The sequence below is a fragment of the Coleofasciculus sp. E2-BRE-01 genome (genome assembly GCF_040221695.1).
Lineage (GTDB): Bacteria > Cyanobacteriota > Cyanobacteriia > Cyanobacteriales > Coleofasciculaceae > Coleofasciculus.
This window is the reverse complement of the sequence record NZ_JAVKEA010000200.1, coordinates 212358-228397: the sequence shown is the minus strand read 5'-3', so window position 1 is coordinate 228397 and position 16040 is coordinate 212358. Positions and strand designations below refer to the sequence as shown.

Genomic DNA, 16040 nt, shown 5'->3' with positions numbered 1-16040 from the left:
ACCGAACCAACTCCTGTACAAAGAAAGGCTTTAGATTTATTGGGCGTCAGCCTGATTTGTACCCAGTGACGCCCAAAGCCAAATCGCCCTAAGCCAAGATACGCATACGGTGTAGCGATTTGTCAAAGGGGAACTTCAGCTAAATGGGCTAAACCTGCCCCTACTAACGAATGTATAAAGACGTTTCGCTGGAATGTCTCTACATAACCGCTAACTTTTACCAATGCCAAATTTGATCGTAATTCCCAAATAATCCTGGCAAATCCTGACCCGCCACTTGAGTCACACCGTTAATCATTTTCCCTTCAGGAATCCCACGAGATTTGACATCATCTGCCACAATATAAACCGTAATTCCCTTCTCTATTGCCCGCTGCAAATCTTGATCCAGTTTAGGCGGCTGGGTTTGTGCCTTATTCCCAAACACCAGTCCAGACGCATCCTGTCCACTTACGGCATAATTCACCGCATTCCCTCTCAGCAAAATATCTAAATCCGCACCAGCGCCTTTCATCGCTTGAGAAATCCAAACAGACGGATCATCTTGTTCTTCAATCGTACAGCGATAGGCAGATTCAATGATTTGTAGCGCTTTCATCTTAATATCTCCAATCCTTTCTATTTCGTGCCAATAATTAACGTTCCATCCGACTCACTCGCCCATTTCCATAAATCACTCGGCGCACCACGACGACAGCCATCAATCGCCTCGTTTACCCCTCGCTCATCTACACAAAGCCCACAATTAATCCAATCTAATTGACACCCCTTTGCTTTGGCTTTTTCCTGGAGTGCCGCAATCCAATCTTTAGTTAAAGGATGATCTTCTTCCTCCACACTTCTCCCATGAACCGCATTCGCGTGGGGTTTTTGATGAGCAAAGGCTAAAGAAACTGCCCCTTCGTAAGCAAAAACATTCACATTATACCCACGTTCAATTGCTTCATGAATCATCCGAAACGCTGTGGTTGTCCTTGCTTGTTCAAAAGGACCATCCATAATTGAAAAGGTTAAGGTTTTGGTACTCATTTTTTCACTTATCTTCAGTTACAGCCAAATCGTTTTTTGTCCTTCTGCCATGGCATCAACCACAGCCGCAATGCTAGCCACTTGCACACCATTGCCTAGTTCTGTCTCTGAGATACCGCGTTCTCTCAGGGAAAAATCATCTGCTAATACATTGACCGCGTTGAGACTTGCTAAACCATTCGCTGCCGCTGCACGAGCCGCTAATACGCCATTTTCCACCAGAAACAAGGTGGTTTCATTTCCGGCATTAGCTAAATCTGATGCCAACTGATAATTTTGAGTCACTTGGGTTGAATCAAAGGAACTCCTTGATTCGATTAAGAAATACTTTGCCATTCTGTTTGGCTCTCCAACCGATTAGTCAAATCAAGCACTAATAATGCCAGGACTCCTAACTATAATACAGGTTTAATTTATTGACAAGATTATTTTAAATTCACATTTTTGCGGGTTTGTCAATTGTTCTTCTTTAAATAATGTTTAATTTTTAATCGGCTACTTTCAAGAATGTTGATTTTTGTGTAGAAACCGTTCGGCGTCATCTTCAGACAGGGAACTGGATAAGGTAGGGTTATCGGCACAACCATGGGTGTCGAACTTAAGGTGATGGGGGGATGGGGAGATTGGCGGAAAAAGAAAGTTTCCTGGAAAAACGGCAAACTGTCCTGAGGACAAAGGTTTGAGCCAGTAAAACCACGACATAAATCAAAATGACGGGAACATAATCCCTGTCCCTGTTGATCTAAGGTGTTCAGTGTTCAGGGATAATTCCTGGCAATTGATGGAGTGGTGTAGAGACGTAGTATGCTACGTCCGTGCATTCTCACCAGAGAGAGCAGACTTATCGCGCCGCAATGAGCCGCATCATGTTATCTTGCTCAATTAGCGATCGCGCTTTGCTCATGCTCCCAAAACGATGCCCAGATTGTAAAGACTTGCAAACGATGAAACCAATGAATCCTTGGCAGAAGCAATCCCTAGCCATGCTCACCGTCGGTGTGATGGCGATGGGTAATGTCATGACTCCCAGCATCGCCAGGGCGACAACGGCGGCTAATTTAACCAAAAGCGCCGACTCGATTGAAATTTTTGTTCCGCCTCCAGAACGTCGAACAAGTGGCGTTTGTCCCGATTTTTTGGGACTGTATATCGACTCAATCATTAATCGTCCCAATTTAGCGGGGGGCAAATGGGGGATTGTGGTGGAATCGGTATCGAATCCGGCGATTTCCTACAGCCACAACGCCAATCAATTTCTCATCCCCGCCTCCAATAACAAACTCTTTACCACCGCCGCCGCTTTACAACGGCTGGATTCGCGAGCCTTAATTCAATCGAAATCGTTAGATGAATGGGTGACAGTCACCAACCAAAGAAGCAGTAACAGCTATGCGGATAGCCTACTGCGTTACATTGGTGGACCCTCGGCTGTGAAGCAGACGTTAGCACCTTTAGGTGTTGACCCCAATAGTTTTCGTCAAGTTGATGGTTCAGGTTTATCCCGACAGAATGTAGCCACACCGCAAGCATTAATCTCGACATTAAAAGCGATGATGTATGCCAAAGGAAATGATTTATTTTATCGTTCCTTACCCGTTTCCGGGGTAAATGGAACCCTGAGAAATCGCTTGCGATTACCTGAAACTCAAGGCATAATTCGGGCAAAAACGGGGACATTACGAGGAGTAAGAAGTCTGTCTGGGTATTTAGATCATCCCTATTATGGGAAAATTTTGTTTAGCATTATGGTGAATCAACCGTCTCAATCGGGACAGGTTTTAGTGGGGGCGATTGATGAAATTGCCTTGCGCTTGGCTCAGTTAACACCTTGTCAGTAATCTTTGCTGTCAGTAGTCGGACGAAAATTAAAGTTAACGGTTGAGTTTAGCAAACAGAGAACGCAGAGGTTAACGCTTTAGGGGACAGAGGTTTGAGCAGGGTGTGATAGTTTGTGCCAACAGCTTGTAGGGGCGCAAGGCTTGCGCCCAGAAAATCTAAGCAAATCGACGACATGAGACTCCCCTCTCCCAAGCTTGGGAGAGGGGTTGGGGGTGAGGGCTGTTATGGGATAAGCGCTACACTGCTACCCTAATATTTGTGCCTCGGTTCCAATCATTATTAATCTAACCTTCCCCATCAACAGCGAATCACTGAAAAAGTTAGTTAGGCTAGAAACAGCACAATCTTTCATCCATTAATTTTATGGCAAGGGAACCAGGAATTAAAGTCGAACAGTCTGTTTCAGTCTGGAAAAAAGAGATAAAAGCCAATCCCAAGCGTTTATTCGCCTCACTGGGTAAAGCCGCCATTAACGGCGCGTTTCTGAAATGGGATGACTTCGCCGAGAGTGGCGTTGAGGTTCTCGAAAATCTGGGATTAGAAGCAAAACCAGGAGAAATTGCTGGATTGCTGATTGTGCGTTCCCTGATGCAAGCGATACAAGACTTGTTACATGAAAATAGGGAACTCTTAATCCATAAACCCGATAATCTGACTGAATTATACAACCATCTCAATGCATCGTTAACCAGTAACGAGTTAATCCTTAACCCCGACTTTTTCCAGCGTCCCCAAAACTTGCCGATTGTGCAAGAAGCGAAGACGGGGTTTGCTCAGTGGTTAGAGGCGTATGTGGAGAAAAAGGTTGAAGCTGAAATGATCAGTAGTCGTCTTCCCGCTTACTTTGTTTTTGCCTTAAATGACCAATGGGTTGAGCGTTCCCAAGATTATATTGCCCTAAAAGAAGTTCTGGATACACCCTTCACTCCAGCCACAAGACGAGAACAGGGATGGCTAAGGTATCGCGCACGGCTGCAAAAGCGGGTGGATGAACCGATATTTTGGGAAGCGTTTAGTCTAAAACAAGTTTATGTGTCATTACGAGCCTATTATGAGCGAGAGGTGGCGGGACAATCGGAGCGAAAATTAGAACGAGGGATTATAGAAAGTAAAGACTATGAACGAGTTATCGTAGATCTCAATAGTGAACTAGAAACCTGGTTACAAAATGCTGAAGCCGATGATGCGATTCGCTTAATCAGTGGAGGACCCGGAAGTGGTAAGTCATCCTTTGCTAAAATCTTTGCCGCACAACAGGCGGAAAAGGGAGAAATTCTAGTTCTGTTTATTCCCCTCCACTTATTTAGACTATCGGATGACTTGGTAAAAGCGGTAGGGGAGTTTGTCCAGATTGAAGGGTTCTTGTCTCACAATCCCTTGGACAGAGAAAATGGGGAATCGCGATTACTGGTTATCTTTGATGGCTTAGATGAGCTATCAATGCAGGGCAAAATTGCCGAACAAACGGCTAAAGAGTTTGTCGAAGAAGTCCGGCGCGAAGTTGACCGATTTAATTATCAGCATCTTCGCTTACAGGTTTTGATTACAGGACGGGAAGTCGTGGTACAGGCGAACCGCAGCAAGTTTCGCCAACCGCGTCAACTGCTGTATATTCTGCCATATTTTGTAACAAAAAAAGAAAGAGATCGCCCAAAATATATTGATGATAAAAATTTCCTGGAGAAAGACCAACGCCAGGTTTGGTGGCAGTCTTATGCTAAGGCAAAAGGTAAGCATTATGATGGTTTACCGCCAGAATTAGATAAAGATAATTTGGTTGAAATTACAGCACAGCCCTTATTAAATTATTTAGTAGCATTAAGCTTTGAACGGGATAAGCTGCGATTCTCGAAAGATACGAATCTGAATGAAATCTATGCTGATTTGCTGGATGCTGTTTACGAGCGAGGGTATGAAAAGCATGGCTATCGTTTGACTGAGGGGATTGAAAAATACGAGTTTATCGCGATTCTTGAAGAAATTGCCCTCGCTTGCTGGCATGGAGATGGTAGGACAACCAGTGTCAAAGAAATTGAGGCTCATTGCGATAATAGTGGACTCAGGCTGATTTTAGATCGCTTTCAAGCCACCTTACAAGAAGATTCAAGAGCGAGTATCACTCGTTTGCTGACTGCTTTTTACTTTCGCGAAAGTGGAGAGGTACGAGATCGAGAAAAAACCTTTGAGTTTACCCACAAGAGTTTCGGGGAATATCTGACAGCGAAACGTATTGTTGAAGGAGTTCGGCTTATCCATGAAGATTTAGAAGAACGTAATAAAAACTTTCGCAAAGGTTGTGATGAACGGGATGCCTTAGTCAGGTGGGCGACTCTCTGCGGTTTATCAGCGATGGATGAATACCTGTTTCAATTCGTCTGTGATGAAATGCGTTTACAGGATTTATCAGAGGTTCGCGATTGGCAGAAAACATTATGTCGTTTGATTGAGTTTATGCTGCTTCATGGAATGCCAATGGAGGGTTTGAATCCTAGACCGAATTTTCAGGAAGAAATGCGACAGGCACGAAATGCAGAGGAAGCGTTATTGGCTGTCTTAAATGCTTGCGCGAGAGCGACAAGGGAAATATCAGATATTAATTGGCTTTTGCCAGGTTCTTTTGCAATATGGATATCAAGGCTACAACTCAATAGATTGTCTTTAGAAAATGTCCTTGCAACGAAATGCCTGAGTTTTTTAAATTTGAACAAATGCTTTCTTTTTTATACACAACTTTTTGAAGCAGATTTTCATAATACAAGCTTAAAAATAGCCGTTCTTTGGGGTGCTACTATTCATAAGGTAAACTTTTACAAAACAACTCTCGAAAAGGCAGATCTTGAGGGGGCTAATCTTCAGCAAGTAAATCTTAGTGAAGCCAATCTTCAAAATGCACATCTGAGCAAAGCCAATCTTCAACAAGTAAATCTTAGTGGAGCCAATCTTAGTAGAGTAAATTTTGAAAAGGCAACCTTGCGAGAAGTAAATCTTAGCGGAGCGAATCTACACAATGCAATTTTGGATGGTGTAATCTTTTCAGAAGTAAATCTTAATGGAGCCAATCTTCAAGGAACAATTCTTGAGGGTAGGGATATAAAAAGCTTCACTTAAAGTGCAAATTGGAGACAGCGATACATCTTAGTCCTGAACAACTCACAAATCTGATACTGTAACCACTCCGCCCAACTACTGCGTTAACTCAATAACACCTTGTAAAAGGGCGGGTTTACTAACATCCGGGTGAAAAAAGACGATAACAGTAAAACCCGCCCCTACATTGATATCAGAAACTTCCCTCACCGCCAACCCCTCTGCGAACCTCTGCGCTTTCCCTCTGCGAACCTCTGCGTTAAAAAAAACACCCTCCCACCTCTCAACCCTAAACCCCAATAATCTTCAGCCAAAACAACCCTAAAAACAAAGCGTGATCGCCAGCAAATTGTATAATCAATCTAAACAGCACTAACCTAGCTGTTGACTCAATAAAACCTTGGCAAAGGGCGGGTTTACTAACATTCGGGTGAAAACAAACGATAACAGTAAAACCCGCCCCTACATTGATATCAGAAACTTCCCTCACCGCCAACCCCTCTGCGAACCTCTGCGCTTTCCCTCTGCGAACCTCTGCGTTAAAAAAGCCAACCTTTCCACCTCTCAACCCTAAACCCGAAATCACCCCTGATCACCACAATTCCACCTTAGCCAAAACAACCCTAGAAACAAAGCGCGATCGCCAGCCAATTGTATAATCAATCTAAACAGCACTAACCTAGCTTCCTACTTGACTATAATGTTGTGGGCTAAGGGTACTCTCTGACATAATTAAAAATATGGGAAGAGCAGGTAAAGCCCTCAAACAGACACTATCAATTTTTGGCATCAGCCAAAATCAGTTAGCGGCGGCGATGGGAGTCGGACACGCCAACGTTAGCCGTTGGGTTAATGAAGTCAGAGATCCTGGTGGTGAAACCATCCTAGAAATTCGCACAGCACTAGGACAAATTAATCCCGATGCGGCTGAAGAATTTATCCAGCTATATCTGACGATGCCGAAAAACGAGTGAATGCTTATAACTCCAGTTGAAAGAGGGTGAAGCCTTGAGACAAAAAAAATCGGCGCGATCGCGAGAACTTCTCACCCCAATATTTACGCCAACTTGGACGCCAGCCAATAAACTTATCATCTTCAAGCTAAAGTAAGGATCGAACTTACTGGATAAACCTGTGAACCCGTTTTAACGGGTTTAAGCTTTAAGCCAGAACTTTAGTTCTAGGCTTATATCTCTCTCCCACTATGAAACTATTTCCCCTTCCCCGAAATCACCGCCTAATTATCACCACCCTAATTAGCCTTTGCCTAATCCTATTTAGCTGGCTCAACTCCCCCCTCCATTCCACACCAACCAACCCTCAAACGGAACTCTTTAACCAAGTTTGGCAAACCGTCAACGATAACTTTTATGACCCCAACTTTAACGGCGTCAACTGGCAAACCATCAAAGACGACTATGAACCCAAAATCCGCCAAACCCAATCCAGGGAAGCCGCCGCTACCCTGATCAATCAAATGCTGTCTGAACTCAATACCTCTCACACCCACCTCTACATCCCCAACCAACCCGCCTACTACCAAGTCTTAGGAATCTTTGCACCCAGAAACCGCGATTTACGCCAAGAACTCAAACCCTTCTTTCCCAATGGCAAAATAGAGTATAGTGGCATTGGTATCGTCACCAAAACGATCGACACCCAAACCTTTATCAGCGCTATTCTCGAAGGAAGTCCAGCCGCTGAAGCCGGATTAAAGGTAGGCGATCGCATTCTGAGTGTGGATAATCGCCCCTTCCAAGCCATTGAATCCTTTGCCGATCAAGCTGGTACACCTGTACCAATCCTAATTCAGCGATCGCCAAATCCCAACAGTCAGCAAGAAATCACCGTCACCCCTAAATTGCTGGATACAACCACCATGTATCTCGACGCCATGGACGCCAGCACTGAGATAATTGAACAACAAGGTAAAAAAATCGGGTATATTCATATCTGGTCTTATGCCAGTGATGACTATCAAGAACAGCTTGAAGAAGAACTCATCTATGGTCGTCTCAAACAAGCAGACACTCTAGTCGTAGACTTAAGAGATGGATGGGGAGGTTCACCACTCACCGCCCTGAACATCTACACCGCTCCAAACTTAAGCTTAACCACGATTTTCCGGGATGGTACAAAATATACTCACTACGCAGGCTGGCATAAACCCGTCGTTATGATTGTAAACGGCGGAAGCCGCAGCGCTAAAGAAATTCTGGCTTATGGTTTTCAGCAATTCAATATTGGACCCGTTATCGGTACACCAACCCCTGGCGCTGTGGTAGCGGGGCGTCCATTTCTCATGTCCGATGGTAGCTTGCTTTACGTCGCCGTCGCTGATGTCTACGTGAATGGAGACGAACGACTAGAAGGGAAAGGAGTAACACCCGATATCCTGGTTCCCTTCTCCCCAGAATATGCCCAAGGCGCTGATCCGCAAAAAGAACGGGCGCTAGAGGTGGCGTTGGCAGCCGTTCAAGAGTGAAATTATGTTATTTTTATACACATTTTATACCGACTGACATCTATCTTTGGGTATACTTGGCGAAACAGAAACATTCTGGTGGAGACTCCAGACCCGTAAATCCTAGGCAGAAACAGCAAAAGCCCAGCATGAACTCTTTGGAATTCGACCGAGAAACTGACCGGATGGCGAGAGCAATCATGACTCGCAACAGCCAAATTGGGTCAGCCCTGATTACCGATTTAACAACCAAACTGACTCTTGAATATATTGCGGCGGTGTTGGTTGTCAGTATTGAACGTGTGATGTGGTTTGAGCCAGACTCCATTATTTGGGCGGTTGAGAATCTTATTCCTGCTGATATAATGCAGGAAATTCACAGAATTACTTCATTTACTATCTATAAACAGTTGGTGCAGAAAGGATACGTGCCAGGAAAAGACTTGAGTGTTGATGTTAGCGGTACTGTGCTGCTAAATAATTCGCTCAAAAAAGCGGCTTAAACCCAGAAAGCGTAGGGGCGCAAAGACTTGCGCCCGATTCAATGGTCAAATCTAATCCACAATTTTAGCTGTGTCAGTCCAGTAGGTTGGATTCGCGCATGTTACCAGGGCAGCATGTAGGGCTAAAGTTCCCTACTACAAGCCTACTATTCCAGATGAGACAACGCCCATCTTATACTGTCGCTGTATCCCACTTCAGATAAGGCAACTTCGCCGCTGTCTCCCGAACCTGGTCAACTTGCTTCACCAGTTGTCCGCAACTATCCCAAGTTCCTGCAATCAGGGTTTGCCGAACCCCTTCAGGCATTGACACAGAGGCTTGGAAGTCACCACTGCGAACATCCATAGCTTCCAAATCTACCGTTACCGGCGCTTGCGGATTCTCTTCCAGGATTCTCTGTAACTGCTTCACCGTTTCCGGTTCAGCCGTAACACAAGGAACCCCCATTGCTAAACAGTTACCAAAGAAAATTTCCGCAAAACTTTCACCGACAATAGCTTGTATGCCCCATTTTTTTAGTGCTTGGGGCGCATGTTCCCGCGAAGAACCACAGCCAAAGTTGCCATTAACCACTAAAATATCTGCCCCTTGATACTGGGGACGGTCAAACGGATGTTGCCCTTTCGCTTGGGTGCGGTCATCGGCAAAGGCTTTGTCTCCTAATCCCTCAAAGGTAACACAGCGCAAATAGCGAGCGGGGATAATTCTGTCGGTATCAATATCATTCCCCACAACGGGAACGCCTCGTCCTGATACGGTTTTAACTTGACTCATGGATTCACTCCTTTTTTTCTATAAAAAATATATCTCTATTTTCGCTAAGGGTGAGCAAGTAGAGGCGATTGAAATCGCTGCTACACAAACAAAGTCCGCCTGCGCGGACTGGGTTATAACGGGGGTAGCTAACCCCGATTTGGTATTATATGCAACTCTGACAGGCTCCCGGTAACATCTCTACTTCTTACCGACAACAAAATAACCGGAAGAACAGACATAGTTTTGGCTTTCCTTAAGGTTGTTTGGGCTACACTTGTCAAGTTCTAATAATTCAAACTATTCTTTCCCCAATAAAGGGTTAAATATTTAAATCTGTTTGATGTCTTAACACAACATCATAATTGTTCGTTTTTTACTCTGTATTCCGGAATAATCTACGAATTTTCAGGGGATTCAGCCATTGTGAGAACGATGTGCGGTTTCCAGGTATATTATCTATGGTGGATATTTTATGGATAAAAATAATTCCGAGCTAGCTAAACCCCTTGAATCTTGGTAAAACATTGTATAAGTTCTGGTTTTCAGCTCACGCCCAACGTTCCCTTGGACAGAAGTATTTTGTTAAACTTACGATAAAAATCATTACAAGCTCTTGACAAAAACACAGAGGTTACAGATAAGGAAATGGCACAGACAGAATAGTAAATCGTGAGGGACACAGATTGACACAGAAAACTCAAGAGGACTTGTTGAATCAGTGTTATAGCGCTACGCGCCAGGGAATAGGCAATAGGCAACACCTCGGCTTCGCTCGGTGTGTCATAGGCAATAGTGAAGACACAAGCTTACCTTACAAGGGATTGACCCTTCGACTTCGCTCAGGGTCAAGCGATTTGAATTTTTCTTCATTTGTCCTAACCTTAGTGCGTAGTGCTATAGAGTGAGCAGAATTGCAGTTGCCCATTCTTCAGTTGCACCCGAAGGATCAAGCTATAGTTAGCGGCGGTCAGGTTTTATCAGCTTTATCCTGATTTTTAAGGAAGTTGATCAACCGATCAATACCGGCACTTGCAAGGGACAGAAATGATAAGTCGGTAGGCACAATAAAAGTTAACAGTAGAGGGAGTCATATTTACTTCCTCTGAGTAGCCAGCTACGTCTTATGTAAGGGTTTGAGAGGTATTTACACAACTTAATAGGGTTGAGTTTATTTTCACTAACCTCCTGAGTGGAACCGTCGTTATTCACTGCTATAATCACTCCATGGTATATGCAATTAGATACACTGACCGAACGATGTAGAGTTGCTCGGATGAAGTAGGGGAGAATACCTAATTTGAATGTGTAGGGGCGGGTTTAGGGAATCCAGTTTCGCTATTGATGACAACGTTTGTACAAAACCCGCCCTGACCAAATGACGAATGACGAATTACAAATGACGATCCCCACCGTTAACGTTAATTGTCCCCACCGACTTACCAAAACAGGGGGAGTTAACCTGGATTTAGTATGACTCAAGCTCGCGATATACTACCCTTACGCCTACAACTAACCTCCATGCAGTTGCCAGAGGTTACCCCTCAGCCGATTGCGGGGTCAAGCGAGTCAGCCGCACCTTTACTCAACCAAGCATCGCGGGATACAGAACGTCGTGGTTGCTACCTCACTCTCTATCCAGGAGAACCGAGTGAACTGCTGCTAGAACTGGAAAACCTCAGCAACCAAACCTTACACTTAGATATTCAAATCCAGGGAGATTTTCCCTCCCAATGGTATCGTTTGGGTATGGAAGGGCGAGAACTTCGTGCTGGGGGGCGCATGGAAGCGGTGATTCGCTTTTATATGCCAACCGATTTCTTTGAGTCTAATCAGGATTGGGATACTAAACCCTCTCACCGTCTTGATTATCGCGGTCAGATTTATGTCTATTCCAGCCAATCGGGAACGGGGAGCAAACATGTTGAATCGGCGAGCTTTAATCTCTATGTTCGCCCTCGTAGCTTATATCTAAACTTTGTACCCGAAATTTATCAAGAAGTCGATTTTATCGGTCGCTTTCTGAAAATTTTCGAGCAAGCCTTTGAACCTACCTTACAATCCCTGGAGGCTTTATGGGCGTATCTCGACCCCTTAATGACACCAGAAACCCTTCTACCCTTTCTGGCACATTGGGTAGGTTGGCAACTCAACCCCGCTTTAAGCCTACAGCGACAGCGCTATCTGATTCGTCAGGCGATGGAGATTTATCGCTGGCGGGGTACACGTCGGGGATTACGATTTTACCTGCATCTATTTACGGACTTACCCTTAGATGACCATCTTCCCGAACATCAAAAGCATATTTGTATTCAAGAAGTGTTTGGTCAGGGATTTATGATGGGGAACACCCGCCTAAATCAAGACTCCCTGATTGGTGGCGGACAACCGTATCATTTCATTGTCCGACTGCGCCCTGAACCCCCGACTAAAATTGACGAATTATTAGTGCATCAAATTATCCGCCAAGAAAAACCCGCCTTTTGTACTTATGAACTCTATATTGAATGACGAAGGACGTAGCTGGCTTCTCAAGGGAAGCGAGTATGACGAAGGACGTAGCTGGCTTCTCGCGAAGCGAGTATGACGAATGACAAATAACAAATGACCAATGACTAACCACTTCCCTCCCCCATCTCTCCAACAATTTGAACGTCTCCATGTCACAGACGGCTTACTAATTGATGCCCAACGTTGGCAGTTAGCTCACCACTATCACCGCCAGTATCATAGTACCTTTTACCAATCTCTATATCAGCCCGGAATTGTCTTCGGGTTGGGCGTCTATGTTGTTCCCGCCCCCGCTGATGTGGTGGCGAAATATCGAGATGAACGTTGGGTCGAAATTCAACCGGGACTTGCTATTGATTTATTTGGCAATTTTATCGTAGTGCCAGAACCCATGTCCTATCGGATTTCTTCAGAAGCCACTTCAGAAGAACCTTTGATGGTGTATTTGGTGGTTAAATTTAGAGATCCCGCCGAATTACGCACCCGTAGAGTTACCGATAGAATCGTCGAAACATTTCGGATTGATGAAAAGGCAAGTCCACCTACGGAAGGGGATGTTGAACTCTGTCGGATTCTACTCAAAGCTGGAAAAGTTAAACTGGAAGCGCCCGTCAATAGTTTCTCCCCTAGCTATAACCAGTTGGACTTGCGCCACCGTCTTCAGCCCCAAGCTCGACCTCAGGCGATCGTTCACGTTGCCATGTACAAAGGGTTAGCTGTGGATGACTCTGAACATGAGCGTATTTTATCGAATCTTTCCTATCTTTTGCAATCAACCACTGGACTTTACCCTACCCTCCAGGGAAGTGACCCGATTGGACAATTTAGTTTACAATCGGCAGAGCTACAAGCTATTTTAGAGTATGATTTATTTTTCATGACCGCTCGCCAAGTTCAGGTATTAGGAGAATCAGAATTTGAGGTGCTGCGACAGTATTTAAAGGCAGGAGGTACACTTTTAGTCGAAGCGTCGGCAGGATTGAAACATTGGATTCAAGGCAATGCGATTAAAGACCTAAGCAAGGTTTACCAAGAACTCGAACAGGCGCTAACCCAAATCGATGATAACCCCAATATTGATACGGATACAAGATTAAAGCAATGCCGACAAGATATTGTCAGTGAACGAGAGATGATTGCTACAGAGTTAGCCAGACGCAAGAATTCGATCGCGGGTCGATTCCAAGAGTTTGCTCAAAGTATGGGAACCCAGTTAACGCCCCTGGAAAAATTAGACCGTCACGACTTACTGCGGACTCAACCCTTTCTCTTCGCCACGACACCTCGTATCAATAGAAAGCCGATTCAAATTTTAAGGGGTGGGGGGATTATTGTCGCGATCGGTAACTTATCGGAGGCTTGGGGAATCAATGAAAAGCAAGTTCTTTCCCGTGAAGCGATCCGTACAGCTCAGGAAATAGGGATTAATATCTTACATTTAGCTTGGCGTCGCCGACAACTAACCCGTGGACAACAACCACCACCAACAGTTACGATGTCACGCCCATCCCAGCCCTCTCAGCCATCACAACCGTCAGATCGATCGCCTCGCGATGAGCTGTTTGATAAGTTAATGTAGGGTGTTGAACAGGGAACAGGGAACACCTCGACTTCGCTCGGTGTGTCACAGGGAAACTGGGGGAGGTTCGGGAGTAAGGAAGGACAATAATGGTAGATAATTTAATTGATATAACAGTTTCCCCAAAACAACTTCGATTTAAGCCAGGAGGTCTACCTGCTTCATTTGAAGTTAAAGTCGTTAATGATAGCGAGCGCTTTGCCAGTTTTCAGGTGGAAGTAACGGCAGCTGGGGTTGATGCTGAGCGGCTTCGGAATTGGTACACGATCTCCCCAGAAGTGGGGACTAAAAAGCCTCCAGGTGATGTCACCCATTTTCAGGTGGCGATTGTCGATAATCCTGTACCCGGGTTTGTCGGATTGATGAACCTAACGGTGCGTGTCTTCTCCATGGAATTCCCGGATGAAGACCGAGAAGTATTGCGGTTAATTCTAGAACAGGGTACGGGTTCAATTCCGTTGAAATTGGATCTGCCAGTACGGGAGTTTCAAGAATATCCGGCAAATGAAGATGAAATTCCAGTACGAGTTTATAATCCCAGTCAACTGGAAACCCATGTTACGTTGAAACTTTCGGGCTTAGATTCGACCTGGATTGTCGATGGAACCGAACGCCAGTTATATCTACCTCCAAACGGACAAGTCACTGAAACATTTATTTGCCAAATTCCTGATATTTCCCAAGCCCCCAGCCGGATTTATCCCTTTGCGATCGCGGCGACTCATCGCCATGGTTCCCCCGCCCAAGTGGAAGGTACGCTAGAAGTTTTACCTATGGGGTTGGTTGAGTTTAGCGCCACTCCCAAACAGCAGCAAATTCCCACCAAACGCGCTTGGATACCCAACTGGCGGAATTCACCCGTTCCCTACACCTTGGAATTTGAAAATCATAGCAATCTTCAACAACAGGTTACTGTTAATATTCAGGGTGAAGATCAACAGGAATGTACCTTAGAATTGCCGGATAAACCCGCCGAATTAAATCCGGGTCAAACGGCTCAAGCGCCGCTGAGAGTTCAAGCCAGACGCCATTTATGGGGTCGGAAAAAGGAACTTTCTTTAGAAGCAATGGCGACGTTATCGGATCAACGTTTAGGAAATACTAATCCCACGAGCCAATTTTTGAAACTGGATGTTTATCCAATCATTCCAACCTGGTTACTTCTGGGTGGTGGACTCCTGCTTTTATATTTCATTTGGTGGCTATCTTGGCTCAATCCCGATAATAAGTTTTTTGGGCATCAAGCGGCGGTGAATTCGGTGCAATTTAATGGCATGAGCCAGAATGTGGTTAGTGGGTCTAATGACGAAACTTTAATTAAATGGCGAGTCGATGGCTTTTTTAATCCCTTTGCTAATCCCGAAGTGGAGAAGATTGCTGATACAGATAAAGCTGTGCGGGTTATTCGTTATAAACCAGTCAATAATAACGTGGTGGCTGCTGGGTTAGAAAATGGTGAGATCCAACTGTTGAATTTATTGGCAGAAACTCCAAAATTAATGATGTCTTTTTCCCAAGAAAAAGATGATCGAGTGTTGGCTTTAGAGTTTACAGATGACTCCCGTTACCTGTTTAGTGGTCACGGCAGTGGTTTGGTACTTGGGTGGGACATTCAACAAAATTTAGGCGAAGCCGATGCTGGAGTGAATGGCAATGTTGAACCCCTACGTAGCGGACGATTTGAATTCGCCATATATGCCTTAAAATTTGTGGGGCAAGGTAATCAAAATTTAGTGGTTGCTGGACGGTTTAACACCTTAGCCATTTGGAATTTACCCAACCCAGATAATGTGGCAATTCCTATACCCTATCGTGAAGGGGGTCAGGATGAGTATATTCTCAGTATCGATGTTGCCGATATGAAACCTTATCTGATGGCGACGGCTGACAATCAGGGGTATATTACTTTGTGGAATATGGAATCCTGTTTAGTTGAGGGTCAACCGTCCTGTGAAATTATTGACCAATGGTCGAATGGTCATGGCGGTCAAGCGGTACGATCTGTGGCGTTGAGTAATGGGGGTTGTTACTTAGCTAGTGGCGGCGATGATGGACGAATGATGCTTTGGCCCCTGACAAATCGGGGTAAACGAGCGGATAACTATTTAAATGGGATTGAAGTGGGTGAGTCATTGAGAAACCAAAAATTTAATACGGTTGATATTAATGTGTTGAAGCAAAATATCCTGATCGCCAGTGGTAGTGACGATACCCAGGTACGGGTGAGACGAGCAAAACGACTGCAAGGGTTAGGGTGCGATCGCGATGAGTGAG

General features: G+C 44.8%; 14 protein-coding genes. 9 read left to right on the top strand and 5 right to left on the bottom strand.

Features of this window, described 5'->3' with window-relative positions; translation table 11 throughout:
- Positions 1-217 precede the first annotated feature (217 nt).
- From RIG66_RS26260 to RIG66_RS26245, 4 genes are all read right to left on the bottom strand, one after another.
- Positions 218-598 (bottom strand): hypothetical protein, encoded by a 381-nt coding sequence (locus RIG66_RS26260; RefSeq protein WP_446381861.1) that lies wholly within the window; start codon positions 596-598, stop codon positions 218-220.
- A 20-nt stretch (positions 599-618) separates the two neighbouring features.
- Complete coding sequence (locus RIG66_RS26255; RefSeq protein WP_446381859.1) at positions 619-1029, bottom strand: DsrE/DsrF/TusD sulfur relay family protein; 411 nt, start codon at positions 1027-1029, stop codon at positions 619-621.
- An 18-nt stretch (positions 1030-1047) separates the two neighbouring features.
- Positions 1048-1365 carry a DsrE family protein gene (locus tag RIG66_RS26250; RefSeq protein ID WP_446372217.1) on the bottom strand — a complete coding sequence of 106 codons (318 nt, stop codon included), beginning with the start codon at positions 1363-1365 and terminating at the stop codon, positions 1048-1050.
- A 165-nt stretch (positions 1366-1530) separates the two neighbouring features.
- On the bottom strand, positions 1531-1731 hold the full coding sequence (locus tag RIG66_RS26245) for a hypothetical protein (protein WP_446381857.1): 201 nt from the start codon (positions 1729-1731) through the stop codon (positions 1531-1533).
- 164 nt (positions 1732-1895) lie between these two features.
- Here RIG66_RS26245 and RIG66_RS26240 point away from each other — a divergent pair, with 164 nt between their 5' ends.
- From RIG66_RS26240 to RIG66_RS26215, 6 genes are all read left to right on the top strand, one after another.
- A complete protein-coding gene (locus RIG66_RS26240) occupies positions 1896-2867 on the top strand; it encodes a D-alanyl-D-alanine carboxypeptidase (RefSeq protein ID WP_446381855.1) in 972 nt (323 codons plus the stop codon).
- 364 nt (positions 2868-3231) lie between these two features.
- Positions 3232-5976 carry a pentapeptide repeat-containing protein gene (locus RIG66_RS26235; RefSeq protein WP_446381853.1) on the top strand — a complete coding sequence of 915 codons (2745 nt, stop codon included), beginning with the start codon at positions 3232-3234 and terminating at the stop codon, positions 5974-5976.
- A gap of 446 nt (positions 5977-6422) precedes the next feature.
- Positions 6423-6614, top strand: a complete 192-nt coding sequence (locus RIG66_RS26230; RefSeq protein WP_446381851.1) for a hypothetical protein — start codon at positions 6423-6425, stop codon at positions 6612-6614.
- 81 nt (positions 6615-6695) lie between these two features.
- Positions 6696-6929, top strand: a complete 234-nt coding sequence (locus tag RIG66_RS26225) for a helix-turn-helix domain-containing protein (RefSeq protein WP_446381849.1) — start codon at positions 6696-6698, stop codon at positions 6927-6929.
- 230 nt (positions 6930-7159) lie between these two features.
- Positions 7160-8440 carry a S41 family peptidase gene (locus tag RIG66_RS26220; protein WP_446381847.1) on the top strand — a complete coding sequence of 427 codons (1281 nt, stop codon included), beginning with the start codon at positions 7160-7162 and terminating at the stop codon, positions 8438-8440.
- 128 nt (positions 8441-8568) lie between these two features.
- A complete protein-coding gene (locus RIG66_RS26215) occupies positions 8569-8922 on the top strand; it encodes a hypothetical protein (protein ID WP_446381845.1) in 354 nt (117 codons plus the stop codon).
- A 172-nt stretch (positions 8923-9094) separates the two neighbouring features.
- Here RIG66_RS26215 and leuD read toward each other — a convergent pair whose 3' ends face one another.
- Positions 9095-9697: a 3-isopropylmalate dehydratase small subunit gene (gene leuD / locus RIG66_RS26210; protein ID WP_446381843.1), complete on the bottom strand. Its 603-nt coding sequence runs from the start codon at positions 9695-9697 to the stop codon at positions 9095-9097.
- A 1452-nt stretch (positions 9698-11149) separates the two neighbouring features.
- Here leuD and RIG66_RS26205 point away from each other — a divergent pair.
- The 3 genes from RIG66_RS26205 (at position 11150) to RIG66_RS26195 (ending at position 16039) form a co-directional block, all read left to right on the top strand.
- On the top strand, positions 11150-12187 hold the full coding sequence (locus tag RIG66_RS26205; RefSeq protein WP_446381841.1) for a phage tail protein: 1038 nt from the start codon (positions 11150-11152) through the stop codon (positions 12185-12187).
- 100 nt (positions 12188-12287) lie between these two features.
- Positions 12288-13766: a DUF4159 domain-containing protein gene (locus tag RIG66_RS26200; RefSeq protein ID WP_446381839.1), complete on the top strand. Its 1479-nt coding sequence runs from the start codon at positions 12288-12290 to the stop codon at positions 13764-13766.
- Between the two features lie 89 nt (positions 13767-13855).
- The gene (locus RIG66_RS26195; protein ID WP_446381837.1) at positions 13856-16039 is read left to right on the top strand and encodes a hypothetical protein; all 2184 of its coding nucleotides are present in this window, start codon (positions 13856-13858) and stop codon (positions 16037-16039) included.
- Position 16040 lies beyond the last annotated feature (1 nt).